The sequence below is a fragment of the Sphingobium sp. KCTC 72723 genome (genome assembly GCF_014280435.1).
Lineage (GTDB): Bacteria > Pseudomonadota > Alphaproteobacteria > Sphingomonadales > Sphingomonadaceae > Sphingobium.
Window position 1 is genome coordinate 1,000,224 of sequence record NZ_CP060388.1, and the last position, 12,667, is coordinate 1,012,890.

Consider the following 12,667-nt stretch of genomic DNA (forward strand, 5'->3'; position numbering starts at 1 on the left):
TATCGGGCGTCAAGACTTCCGGCTTCGATGTCCTCTTTTGGTCGTCCCCAGAAACGGACAGCCCTACCCCCCGCGCAGCAATCCCACCGCCGCATCCCGCTCGAACAGATACAGGCACACCCGCGCCGCCTGCCCGCGCGCACTGTCCAACCCGCCATCCCGGTCGATCAGCAGATGCGCGTCATCCCGCGCCGGGTCGATCAGCGCCGCCACATGCTCCGGCGTCGCCAGCTTCAACTGCGCCTCGCCCGACTGCCGCGTGCCAAGCACTTCGCCAGCCCCGCGCAGCTTCAAATCCTCCTCTGCAATGCGGAAACCATCATTGGTTTCCCGCATCAGCGCCAGCCGCGCCCGCGACGTCTCGCCCAGCGCATTGCCGCGCAGCAGCAGGCAGACCGACGGCTTGTCACCCCGCCCCACCCGCCCCCGCAACTGGTGCAACTGCGCCAGCCCGAACCGTTCGGCCCCCTCGATGATGATCAGGCTGCTGTTAGGCACGTCGACGCCCACTTCGATCACCGTCGTCGCCACCAATATCTGGGTGCGGTTGGCGGCGAATGCTTCCATCGCCGCATCCTTGTCCACGCCCTTCATCCGGCCATGGACCAGCCCCACCCGATCCCCGAACCGGCCGCGCAAGGATTCCGCCCGTGCCTCCGCCGCCGCCTGATCGCTCGTCTCGCTTTCCTCGACCAGCGGACATACCCAATAGGCCTGCCCCCCACCCTCGACATGCCGCGCCAGCGCGTCGACCACCTCGTCCAGCCGACTGGCGGCCATCACCACCGTCTGGATCGGCTGTCGCCCCGGCGGCATCTCGTCCAGCTTGGACACTTCCATTTCGCCATAATAGGTCAGCGTCAGCGTGCGCGGGATCGGCGTCGCCGTCATCACCAGCAGGTGCGGCGCGCGTTCCGCCTTGGACGCCAGCAACATCCGCTGCGCCACGCCGAACCGATGCTGCTCGTCGATCACGGCCAGCCCCAGCGCCCTATACTGCACCGCTTCCTGAAAAATCGCATGGGTGCCGACCAATATGTCGATGCTGCCATCGGCCAGCCCCATCAGCGTGGCTTCGCGGACCTTGCCCTTCTCCCGCCCGGTCAGAATGGCAATCTCCACCGGCAGGCCCGACGCCATTTTGCGCAGCGTCTCATAATGTTGCCGCGCCAATATCTCGGTCGGGGCCAGCATCGCCCCCTGCATCCCGGCCTCGACCGTGTTGAGCAACGCCATCAATGCCACCAGCGTCTTGCCCGACCCCACATCGCCTTGCAGCAGGCGCAGCATCGGCGTCCCCTGCGCCATGTCGCCTTCAATCTCCGCGCTCGCCCGACGCTGCGCGCCCGTCGGCGCGAACGGCAGCTTGAGCCTGTCGCGCAACCGACCGTCGCCCTGTATCGGCACGCCCCGCCGCCGCCGCGACGATTGCCGCACCAGCATCAGCGCCAACTGCCCGGCGAATATCTCATCATAGGCCAGCCGCTCGCGCGCCTGCGCGTCCCCCGGATCGGCATGAACTCGCCCCAGCGCCTCCCGCCATGTCGGCCAGCCCCGCTGCGCCAGCAAACTCGGCTCGATCCATTCGGGCAGGTCCGGCGCGCGCATCATCGCCTGGTTCACCAGATCGCGCATCCGGTTGTTGGTCAGCCCCTCCGACAGGCCATAGACGCTTTCGCGCGCAGGGATCGTCGCGGCTTCTTCGGGCGGCAGCACATAGTCGGGATGGACCATCTGCAAATTGTCGCCATAGGCTTCCAGCTTGCCCGACACGAATTTCGTCTCGCCCAGCGGCAGCAACTTGCGCGGCCACGCGCTGTTCTTGCCGAAATAGGTCAGCGATACCGGATTGCCATGCCGGTCCGTCGCATGGACGCGAAACGGCGCGCGCGCGCTCCCGCTGGCGCGATAATCCACCGGCGTCAGTTCGATGCCGATCACCCGCCCGGCATCGGCCATGTCCAGTTCGTCGGTCAGCTTGCGATCGACCCAACTGACCGGCAGGTGAAAGGCAATATCGACAGCCCGCGCCAGCCCCAGCCGCTCCAGCGGACGGGCCATCGCCGGGCCAATGCCCTTAAGGACAGAGATTTCGGCAAAGAGCGGATTGAGAATATCGGGTCGCATGGCTATCTGACGCGCTCTACCTGAAGCCGGATGGTCATACAAATGCCCGATCCGCGTTTTTGCCGCGCCCGCAAAAGGAACAAATTGTGAACGATGATCCCCAGATGCGCCGCCTGAAATTCCGCGCCTGGCACCGTGGCACGCGCGAATCGGATTATGCTGTCGGCGGTTTCTTCGAACGCTATCATATGGAATGGGACGCGCAGGAAATCGCCTGGTTCGAACGGTTCATGGATGAACAGGACGCCGACATCATCGGCTGGGCGCTCGGCACCATCCCCGTGCCGGACGAATGGAAAGGCCCGATGATGGACAAGTTCCTAAAACTCGATTTCGTCAAAATCCAGAACTGACACATCCTCCCCTGCAAGGGGAGGTGGCAGGGCGCAGCCTTGACGGAGGGGTGTCCCCCTCTCGATAGCACGACACCCCTCCACCACTTCGTGGTCCCCCTCCCCTTGCAGGGGAGGATATAAGAGCAAACAACATGACCGATCTCCAAAAAATCCTCCGCGCCAAAGCGCCGCTAACCCTGTCGGGCGTCCCCGCCGGGTTCCAGCCCTGGCTGCTGGCCGACATTGCCCGCGCGGCCTATGGATCGGGCGCGGGCCGCGCTGTGTTCGTCGCGTCGGACGAGCAACTGATGCGCGCGGTCGCGGAAACGGCGCATTATTTCGCGCCAGAGATTGAGATCATTGAAATCCCCGCCTGGGATTGCCTGCCCTATGACCGGGCCAGCCCGTCGCTGCGCGCCGCCTCGGCCCGGCTCGCGGGCCTCCATGCGTTGCAGGCACCACCCAAAGCCCCGCAACTCGTCCTCACCACCCTCAATGCCCTGACCCAGCGCACCCTCACCCCCTTCCGCGTCCGCCAGCTTGTCGCCCGGCTCGCGCCCAAGGAACGGATCGCCATCACGCGCCTCGCCGAAATGCTGCAATCCAATGGCTATGTCCGCACCGACACCGTGCATGACCGGGGCGAGTTCGCGATTCGCGGCGGCATTGTCGATCTGTTCCCCGGTGGCGAGGATCAACCGTTCCGCCTCGACTTTTTCGGCGATGAAATCGAAACCGTCCGCCGCTTCGACCCCACCGACCAGCGGACCACCGGCAATGTCGATGGCTTCACCCTCCTCCCCGCCTCCGAAGCGCTGCTGGACGAGGACACGATCAAGCGTTTCCGCAGCCGCTACCGCGAAACCTTCGGCGCGACCGCAACCGGCGATCCGCTCTATCAGGCGGTGAGCGAAGGCCGCCGCCTTGCCGGCATGGAACATTGGCTCCCTTTGTTCGAGGAGAAGCTGGTTCCGCTGACCGATCATCTGGGCGACACCGCCGTCATCATCCGCGATCCCGGCGTGGCTGGCGCAGCAAACGGCCGGTTCGAATCGATCCGCGACTATCACGCCAACCGCATCCAGGCGAAATCGTCCGACCCCGGCGCCTATCGCCCGCTCAAGCCCGAATCGCTGTATCTCGATGCAGCGGAATGGAACGCCGCCGTCGCCACTCTGCCGATGCACGCGGCCACGCCCTTCCATGAGCCGGAAAGCGCGACCGTGCTGGACTTCGCCGTGGATGGTCCCCGCGATTTCGCCCCCGAACGCGCGCAGAACGCCAATATCTACGAAGCCGTCGCCAAACATCTGGCCTCGCTCGCCACCAAGAAGAAAAAGATCGTCATCGCCAGCTATTCGGTCGGCGCGCGCGAACGGCTGTCGGGCCTGCTCCTCGACCATGGCGTCAAACGCATCGCCGCTGCCGATGGCTGGCAGGAAGCGCTGGGCATCGCCGCGGGGGGCAGCGTTACGCTGACCGTCCTGCCGCTCGACCATGGCTTTACCGCGCCCGATGTCGCGGTGCTGACCGAACAGGATATGCTGGGCGACCGCCTCGTCCGCCGCGCCAAGCGCAAGAAAAGCGCCGACGCCTTCCTACAGGAACTGGCGACCCTCTCGCCCGGCGACCTCGTCGTTCATATGGACCATGGCATCGGCCGCTATGAAGGACTGACCCAGATCCCGGTCAGCAAAACCGCGCATGATTGCGTCGCGCTCAGCTATGCGGGCGGCGACAAGCTGTTCGTGCCGGTCGAAAATCTCGAAGTCCTCTCCCGCTACGGTTCCGACAGCGACGGCGTGTCGCTCGACCGGCTGGGCGGCGAAGCATGGCAACGGCGCAAGGCCAAGATGAAGGAGCGCATCCGCGAAATCGCGGGTGAACTGCTCAAGACCGCCGCCGTGCGCGCCCTGCGTTCCGCCACCATCGCCGAACCCGACAGCGCGGGCTATCCCGCCTTCGTCGATCGCTTCCCCTATCAGGAAACCGACGATCAGGACCGCGCGATCAGCGACGTGATAGAGGATCTGGCGTCGGGCAAGCCGATGGACCGCCTCGTCTGCGGCGATGTGGGCTTCGGCAAGACCGAAGTCGCCCTGCGCGCCGCCTTCGTCGCCGCCATGTCAGGGATGCAGGTCGTCGTCATATGCCCGACGACCCTGCTCGCGCGCCAGCATCATATGCAATTTGAGGAGCGCTTTCGCGGCTTCCCCGTCAATATCGGCCGTCTCTCCCGCCTTGTCCCCGACAAGGAAGCCAAGAGCGTCAAGGCGGGCCTTGCCGACGGCACGATCGACATCGTCGTCGGCACTCATGCGCTGCTGGCCAAGGGTCTGGAATTCAAACGCCTCGGCCTCGTCATCGTCGATGAGGAACAAAGGTTCGGCGTCACCCACAAGGAACGGTTGAAGTCGCTCAAGACCGACGTCCATGTCCTGACGCTGACCGCCACGCCCATCCCGCGCACGCTTCAGATGGCAATGTCGGGCCTGCGCGAATTGTCGGTCATTCAGACCCCGCCGGTCGATCGCCTCGCCGTGCGCACCTACATCATGCCCTGGGATGGCGTGGTCATCCGCGAAGCGCTGCTGCGCGAACATTATCGCGGCGGGCAGAGCTTCTTCGTTGTCCCCCGCATCACCGACCTGACGGAGATCGAGGAATTTCTGCGCAACGATGTGCCGGAAATAAAGGCCATCGTCGCCCATGGCCAGATGTCGCCGACGCAGGTGGAAGAACGCATGTCGGCCTTTTACGACAAGCGCTACGACGTGCTGCTCTCGACCACCATCGTCGAATCCGGGCTGGACATTCCCAGCGCCAACACGCTCATCATCCACCGTGCCGACCGCTTCGGCCTGGCCCAGCTTTATCAGCTGCGCGGGCGCGTGGGCCGGTCGAAAACCCGCGCCTATGCCTATATGACCACGCCCGCCAACCGCATCATCACCGAAACGGCGGAAAAGCGGCTGAAAGTCCTTTCCGACCTCGACACGCTCGGCGCAGGGTTCCAGCTGGCCAGCCACGACCTCGACATTCGTGGCGCGGGCAATCTGGTGGGCGACGAACAATCGGGCCATATCCGCGAAGTCGGCTTCGAACTCTACCAATCGATGCTGGAAGAAGCGATCATGGACGCCAAGGCAGGCGGGGCCGGCCTTGAAATCCGCCGCGACAGCTTCTCGCCCCAGATCAGCGTCGATGCGCCGATCATGATCCCCGACGATTATGTCCCCGACCTCGACCTGCGCATGGGCCTCTATCGCCGCCTCAACGATGTCGAGGACCGTCAGGGTCTGGAATCCTTCGCCGCCGAACTGATCGACCGTTTCGGCAAGCTGCCCGCGCCCACGCAAAACCTGCTCAAGATCATCGAGATCAAGCAAAATTGCGTGAAAGCCAACATCGCCAAGATCGACGTCGGGCAAAAGGGCGCTTTGGTCAGCTTCTTCGAGGACAGCTTCCCCAATCCTGCGGGACTCATCTCCTATATCCAGCGGCTCGACGGCGTGGCGCGGCTGCGCCCCGACAGCAAGATCGTGGTCAACCGCAATTGGGGCGATTCCGCCGCACGCCTCAACGGCGCGCTGCAATTGTCGAAGGGGCTGGCGAAAGCAGCGGGGTGAACATCCTCCCGCCGAAAATGCGCGTAACTTCGGCGTAACTTGACTATTACTTTTCTGTAACCCGGCAACGGAAAAGCGGGGAAAAAGCGGGCCGGAAATGCCCCAGCGACGGTGTGAACTTCGCTGCGGTCCTTGCCCTTATTCCCTGCTGTCCTACCCAGACCGGATTTGCTAAAGCTTTGGGAAAGGGGAATATGACTATGGCTGTCGAACTGCTCGTGCTGGCCTGGGCCATGGTCCTGCTGCTCATCCACATCTTCGCCGCTGCACACGTCAAGACGAAGCAATATGGCACCGACTGGAACATGGGCGCGCGCGACGAAAGCCTGCCGCCGCTCAACCCCCTTGCCGGGCGGCTGGCCCGCGCGCAGGCGAATTTTCAGGAAACCCTGCCCATTGCCATCGTCGCGCTTATCGGCGTGGTGGTTGCCGGTCGATCGAGCGAAATGACGATGCTGGGCGCGCATATCTGGCTGGGCGCGCGCATTGCCTATCTGCCGGTCTATGGCTTTGGCATCCCGAAAATCCGCACGCTGATCTTTCTTGTCAGCTTGGTCGGCCTCGGCATGGTCCTCTGGCCGCTGCTAACCCTCTAACCGGCCAGCACCAGCGCGATCAGGTCGGCGGACGACACCCCTGCCGACCGCAGAAATCCTTGATAATAATCGCACCCCTCACGCGCCAGCAGGTCAAGCTGCGTCTGCGTCTCGACCCCTTCGGCAACGACTTTAAGGCCCAGCGACTTGGCCATATGGATGACCCCGCGCACGATGATCCTGTCCCGCGCCGTCCCGGCAATATCCTGCGCCAGCCCGCTGTCGATTTTCAGGTAATCGAGCGGCAGGCTTTTGAGGTAGGCGAGGCTGGAATAGCCCGTCCCGAAATCGTCGATCGCCACCGCCAGCCCTTCGGCCCGCAGCGCCGTCAGCAGCGCCGTCGCCGAATCGACATCCTCGATCAAGCCGCTCTCGGTAATCTCCACCGTCAGGCGCGCACGCGGAAAACCGCTCCGGTCCACGATTTCCAGCAGGTCGGTCATGAAACCGGGCTGCGCAATATCGGCGGCGGTCACATTGATCGACAAACGCAGCGCCGACAGCGCCCGTGGCCACGCCGCCGCCTGCCGCAACGCCTCATTCTGGATATGCGCCGACAGCGGCAGCATATAGTCCGACCGCTCGGCCGTAGCGAACAATATGCCCGCACCCAGCGGCCCATATTGCGGATGGTTCCACCGCGCCAGCGCCTCTACGCCGCTGATCTGTTCGGAATCCACCCGATATTGCGGCTGGAACACGATGCCGATTTCACCCCGGTCCAGCGCCAGCCGCAGGTCGGTTTCCAGCTTGTCCGGGTCGACCTGCCGACTATGGCGATCCGCCGACAGGATGCGAATCCCCTCCCCGCCCGCCTGCCTGGCATCGGCCAGCGCCGTCCCCGCCCGGCGCAGCAGGTGCGTTGCATCATCTTCCGGCCGCGCCTGCGCAATGCCGCACCGCGCAATCAGGCGGATCATATGATCCCCCGCGCTGAACGGTCGCCCGATCGCCGCGATCAATTGCCGCGCCAGAAATGTAGCCCGGTCGCTACCCGCCGCCTCGCCGGTCAGCCCGACCAGAAATTCGGTCCCCGCAATCCGCGCGACCATGGCACCGGGGGCCACATCATCGACCATCCGCTCGATCCGCCGCGCAATCCGCCCCAGCAGCGCGTCGCCGACCACCTGACCATAGGCCGCATTCATCCGGTCGAACTGGCTGATCGACAACAGCACGGCCGTCGTGGCAAGGCCAGCCCGCTGCTCCAGCCATTCCAGCGCCGCATGGCGCGACCGCAGCCCAGTCAGAACGTCGCGGCTCGCCAGATCGCGGTCATGCGCGTCCGACAGCCATTCGACATCGGCCGCAACCACGCCATTTTCGACTCGCAAATGATGGACCAGCCGATTGCCCGGACGCCCCGGCAAGGCATGGGCCAGCGCCCCCGGACGCCCGGTGCGCATCATCGCTTTGAGCGCGACCAGCACCGCGCCCCGCTCGGCACGCGGCAGGCGGCGCACCAGCGCTCCCGGCGTCAGACGCGACGTCCCGATATCCAGATGCCGGGCCAGGCTTTCGCTCAGTTGCACCACCAAATCGCGCGGTCCCAATTCCCAATAGAGCGCATCGCCCCGGCGGATCCGCTGCGCGCGTCGGCTATGCGCCGCACCACCGCCGATCCGATCCACCAGCCGCTGCGCCGAACCCAATGCCGCTCGCAAGGACGCCTCGCTGAACGGGGCAGTCAGATAATGAGTCGCACCGGCCTCCAGCAATGCTGGAAGCATCGCTTCGTCCACGCCGTCCACCAGCACAAGCAAGGCACCTCCACCGGCCTCCATCGCTGGAACCAGCGGCGCCAGCAGTTTCTCCACGCTGCCCCCGCCCCGCATATCGACCAGCGCGACCTGCGCTTCGCTGCGCAGATAGCGTTGCGGCGCATCGCCTGCACGGCGCGCACCGATCGCACGCCAACCCACCAGCCCGACGGCATGGCACAGCCCGTCGCGGTCACCCGGCGACAGGATGAACAGGCTGCGTTGTCCCTCTGCGGTGCGATCCCCGCTCACTATTCTGGTCCTCCGGCATGACGCATCGTCACGCCTTAGCAACAAGGCGTTACCGACCTCTTGCGCGCCGGGCAACACCGCATCATCCGGGGCGCTTGCACGGGGCCGGTCCATACCCTAGCTAAGGGGCATGGCCATGGCCGAACCTTCACGCAATATGATGACCGACGGCCTTGGCCGCCGGATCAGCTATCTGCGCATTTCGGTCACTGACCGCTGCGACCTGCGCTGCCGTTATTGCATGGCCGAAAAAATGCAGTTCCTGCCAAAAAATCAGGTGCTGACGCTGGAGGAGATCGCCTTGCTGGCCGATCTGTTCGTGGCGCGCGGCATCGACAAGATCCGCCTGACCGGCGGTGAACCGCTGGTGCGCCGCGACATTGGCGATCTGGTCCGCCGCATCGGGCGGCATCTGGGCAACGGCCTGGACGAACTGACCCTGACGACCAACGGCACCCGCCTGGCCGACCATGCCGACATGCTGTTCGATGCCGGGGTGCGCCGCGTGAATGTCAGCCTCGACAGCCGCGACCCGGCCCGCTTTGCTCATGTGACGCGCGGCGGCGACATCGACACCGTGCTGCGCGGCGTGGATGCGGCACGCGATGCGGGGCTGGCGGTCAAGATCAACATGGTGGCGCTCAAGGGCGTCAATGAGGATGAAATCCTGCCCATGCTCCACTGGTGCGACGCACAGGGTTTCGACCTGACGCTGATCGAAACCATGCCATTGGGTGAAACCGGCGAGGACCGCACCGACCATTATCTGCCGCTCACCAAAGTAGCCGACCAGATCGGGCAAAGCCACGCCCTGACCCCCTTGCCCCACCGCACCGGCGGCCCGGCGCGCTATCATGGGGTGGATGGCATGTCCGTGCGCCTCGGCCTCATCACACCACTGACCCGCAATTTCTGCGCCGACTGCAACCGCATCCGCATGACGTGCGAAGGAAAGATTTTCATGTGCCTGGGGCATGAGGACCATGTCGATTTCAAGGCGGCCCTGCGCGACGGTGGCCTGCCCGCCGTCGAACCGCTGATCGACCGGGCGCTGCGTTTGAAGCCGGCCGCTCATGACTTTCGCATCGGCACAGGCGAAGGTGCCGCCACCACCCGCCACATGAGCGTCACCGGCGGATGAACAGCGAACCACGGCGCGCCCTGCTCGCGTCCCCCACACAGGCGGCCAGAGCGGCGGAAGAACGGCTGCGCGCCACTTATGACTTCGTCCCGCTCGATCAGGCGGAAATGGTCATCGCTTTGGGCGGCGACGGTTTCATGCTGCAAACGCTTCATTCGATGCTGGAAGCCCGGCGCATCCTTCCGGTGTTTGGCATGAACCTAGGCACCGTCGGCTTCCTCATGAACGAATGGCGGCTCGAACGGCTGGACCAGCGGCTGGAAAAGGCCAAGAGCTTCAAGGTCAATCCGCTGCGCATGACCGTCGATACGGTGGATGGCGAACGGTTTTCGATCCCCGCGATCAACGAAGTGTCGCTGCTGCGTGAAACCCGCCAGACCGCCTGGCTGGAAGTGCAGGTCAACGACCGCATCGTCCTGCCCGAACTAGTGTGTGACGGCGTGCTGGTGGCAACGCCCGCCGGGTCCACAGCCTATAATCTGTCCGCCCATGGGCCTATCCTGCCGCTGGGGTCCGCTCTGGTCGCACTTACCCCCATCAGCCCGTTCCGTCCCCGTCGGTGGCGTGGTGCTATTCTGCCCGAAAATACCGTGATCCGCTTCACCGCGCTCGATCCGGTCAAGCGCCCGGTCAGCGCCGTGGCGGACCAGCGCGAAGTGCGCGACGTCGCGCAGGTCGAAATCCGCATCGACCGCACGACCCCGCTGACCTTGCTGTTCGACCCCGAACATACGCTGGATGATCGGATCGCGGCCGAACAGTTCATCGCCTGAAAGCCCCAGAAAAAAATGATGATTTTACTGCTTGCCATTTCTCGAATCTCGCTGCTATAGGCGCGTCCTGCCCAGCGAGAGCCGGGCTGCTCCCTGATAGCTCAGCGGTAGAGCATTCGACTGTTAATCGAATGGCCGTAGGTTCGAATCCTACTCAGGGAGCCAATTCTAAAAGTGGGGGTTTTTTGCCCCCTTTTGGTGCTGGGCCGGAACCGCCAGTTCCGCCGATTTTTTCAAGAATTCCAAACGGTTCTCGGAACGTGACGGTCAGCGCTCCACCCGCGAATGACGAGTTCGATAATATCAAATTCAGAGCCCGCCGCTTGGTCGCCAAGGGCTGATCCGCAAACTGGTTGTGGGCGGTCCTCGCGAAATCCAGCAGCGCCAGACCATCATCAATCAGGTCGTCCTCGGCGGCATGCAAGCTCTCCATATCTCGCAGCGTCCGATCCCGCTCTTCACGCCAGGTCGCTGAAACCCGGTCGTGGAATTCGACCGTGACCCGCCCATCGATCTTGTCGAGGTAAAGAGTGTCCAATCGGTGTTGAAGGCGATCGGCCTCAGCCCGCAAGCGCTCAACCGATTCGTCGCGGTCGCGCCGCTCGTCTGCATGACTCTCACGGATGGCTCGCTCAATGAGCCGGAATGACGCATCATCCAGCCGAAGCCGCCTGAGGACAGCTGCGAACTGCTCGTCGAGCGCCTCCTCCCGTATGTATCGTTCTGGGCAGCGCCCCTTGAACCTGGAGCAGTGGTAGTAGATGTATCGGCCCTTCTTGATCTCGGCCGTGACCGCGCAACCGCAGTGACCGCAGGTGATCAGTCCGGTGTAAGCAAATTGAAGCCGATTGCCGTGGACGTTGGAGATGCTCCGGCCATCCAGGATCTCTTGCACGTTGGACCAGGTGGCAAAGGTCGTCAGCGGAGTATGCGAGCCCTTGTAGAGTTTGCCCAGCCATTCGAACGAACCCGTGTAAATCCGGCTGCGTAGCATTGTGTTGATCGTGCTCACGCCCACTGGTTTTCCGCTCTTGCGGTACCGGAGGCCAGCCCGGACGGCCAATTGGGTAACTTCCTTGAGCGAATACTGGCCGCTCTCGAACCATTCGAACACGCGGGTCACCAACGGACCGATATCCGGATCGATTGTGATGACCTTCTTGCCGAGCGGGCCCATCACATTCACATAACCGAGGGGAGCGAAGGTCGGCCAAATCCCCTGCTCTGCCTTTTCGAGCATTCCCTTGCGGGTCTCCTCAGAGAGATTGTCGATATAGTTCTTGGCCATCAAAACCTTGATGCCATGCATGAACTTCTCCGATGATCTCGAATCCCGAGAGAGAACAACATTCTCCTTCACGAAATGGATCTCGATATCCAATCCGTCGACCGTCACCCAGTCCTTGAGGTTGCGGTAGAGCCTGTCGGTCTTCTCGACCAGAATCGTTCTGACGCTTGGATGGGATCTGATGTAGCGAAGCATTTCCTCGAATCCGGTACGCCCCGCGCGCTTCGCGGTCTCCACGTCAACATGTTCAGAGGCAATCGTTATGCCGTTCTGAGCCGCATACTCTCGCATCAACTTCTGCTGTGCCGGGATAGAAAATCCTTCCTTCTCCTGCTCGCTGGTCGATACTCGTGCGTACATGACCGCCTTATTGCGTTCTTGAATGATACGCTTTGCCTTCGGTTGTACGATCTTTGCGCGGGGTCTCGTCATCTCAATTACTCCTCATTACCCCAATATACCATCCATCCTCCCGTTTTTGAAAGTCATCCGGCGAAGTTCGATATGTGAATTACTTGGGGTTGTTTGGTTTTCCTTGCAGTTGGCGGTTCCTCCACGATCCTATTGGCGACTGTCGAAAGCGGTGAAAAAATCCACGAAATCCCCCAGAAAGTTTCTCGCTTCATCGTCGCTGACAGGACGATCGAGGTGCTGTTCGAAATACGCTCTGGCGTCAGCGACTAGGGCGGCCGAGAACATCGCGCGCCTGGAAACCCGTCGCCTTCCAAAGCTAGGCGGAGTGTCATGCATCCCGGAGGCTACAGTC

General features: G+C 63.3%; 8 protein-coding genes and 1 tRNA gene. 6 read left to right on the top strand and 3 right to left on the bottom strand.

Annotated features, from left to right (window positions below; genetic code table 11):
- Positions 1-63 precede the first annotated feature (63 nt).
- The gene (recG, locus tag SPBM01_RS05010; RefSeq protein ID WP_188064284.1) at positions 64-2,127 is read right to left on the bottom strand and encodes an ATP-dependent DNA helicase RecG; all 2,064 of its coding nucleotides are present in this window, start codon (positions 2,125-2,127) and stop codon (positions 64-66) included.
- A gap of 86 nt (positions 2,128-2,213) precedes the next feature.
- Between recG and SPBM01_RS05015 the strand changes: the two genes are divergently transcribed.
- From SPBM01_RS05015 to SPBM01_RS05025, 3 genes are all read left to right on the top strand, one after another.
- Positions 2,214-2,480 (top strand): succinate dehydrogenase assembly factor 2, encoded by a 267-nt coding sequence (locus SPBM01_RS05015; RefSeq protein ID WP_188064285.1) that lies wholly within the window; start codon positions 2,214-2,216, stop codon positions 2,478-2,480.
- 134 nt (positions 2,481-2,614) lie between these two features.
- Positions 2,615-6,091, top strand: a complete 3,477-nt coding sequence (gene mfd / locus SPBM01_RS05020; RefSeq protein WP_188064286.1) for a transcription-repair coupling factor — start codon at positions 2,615-2,617, stop codon at positions 6,089-6,091.
- Positions 6,092-6,291: 200 nt separating this feature from the next.
- Complete coding sequence (locus tag SPBM01_RS05025) at positions 6,292-6,687, top strand: MAPEG family protein (RefSeq protein WP_188064287.1); 396 nt, start codon at positions 6,292-6,294, stop codon at positions 6,685-6,687.
- Here the strand turns inward: SPBM01_RS05025 and SPBM01_RS05030 are convergent.
- Positions 6,684-8,699: a putative bifunctional diguanylate cyclase/phosphodiesterase gene (locus SPBM01_RS05030; RefSeq protein ID WP_262504328.1), complete on the bottom strand. Its 2,016-nt coding sequence runs from the start codon at positions 8,697-8,699 to the stop codon at positions 6,684-6,686. The two genes, SPBM01_RS05025 and SPBM01_RS05030, sit on opposite strands and share 4 nt — an antisense overlap.
- 130 nt (positions 8,700-8,829) lie before the next feature.
- Between SPBM01_RS05030 and moaA the strand changes: the two genes are divergently transcribed.
- From moaA to SPBM01_RS05045, 3 genes are all read left to right on the top strand, one after another.
- Positions 8,830-9,840: a GTP 3',8-cyclase MoaA gene (gene moaA / locus SPBM01_RS05035; protein WP_188064289.1), complete on the top strand. Its 1,011-nt coding sequence runs from the start codon at positions 8,830-8,832 to the stop codon at positions 9,838-9,840.
- Positions 9,837-10,613, top strand: a complete 777-nt coding sequence (locus SPBM01_RS05040; RefSeq protein WP_188064290.1) for an NAD kinase — start codon at positions 9,837-9,839, stop codon at positions 10,611-10,613. The genes moaA and SPBM01_RS05040 overlap by 4 nt, the downstream gene beginning before the upstream one ends.
- 90 nt (positions 10,614-10,703) lie before the next feature.
- Positions 10,704-10,778: transfer RNA gene (locus SPBM01_RS05045), tRNA-Asn, on the top strand.
- Here the strand turns inward: SPBM01_RS05045 and SPBM01_RS05050 are convergent.
- Positions 10,768-12,333 carry a recombinase family protein gene (locus SPBM01_RS05050; RefSeq protein WP_262504329.1) on the bottom strand — a complete coding sequence of 522 codons (1,566 nt, stop codon included), beginning with the start codon at positions 12,331-12,333 and terminating at the stop codon, positions 10,768-10,770. The genes SPBM01_RS05045 and SPBM01_RS05050 overlap by 11 nt on opposite strands.
- Positions 12,334-12,667 lie beyond the last annotated feature (334 nt).

Coding starts and splice junctions, on each gene's coding strand:
- SPBM01_RS05050 (WP_262504329.1), bottom strand. CDS start 12,333: ATGACGAGACCCCGCGCAAAGATCGTACAACCGAAGGCAAAGCGTATC.
- mfd (WP_188064286.1), top strand. CDS start 2,615: ATGACCGATCTCCAAAAAATCCTCCGCGCCAAAGCGCCGCTAACCCTG.
- SPBM01_RS05040 (WP_188064290.1), top strand. CDS start 9,837: ATGAACAGCGAACCACGGCGCGCCCTGCTCGCGTCCCCCACACAGGCG.
- recG (WP_188064284.1), bottom strand. CDS start 2,127: ATGCGACCCGATATTCTCAATCCGCTCTTTGCCGAAATCTCTGTCCTT.
- SPBM01_RS05025 (WP_188064287.1), top strand. CDS start 6,292: ATGGCTGTCGAACTGCTCGTGCTGGCCTGGGCCATGGTCCTGCTGCTC.
- moaA (WP_188064289.1), top strand. CDS start 8,830: ATGGCCATGGCCGAACCTTCACGCAATATGATGACCGACGGCCTTGGC.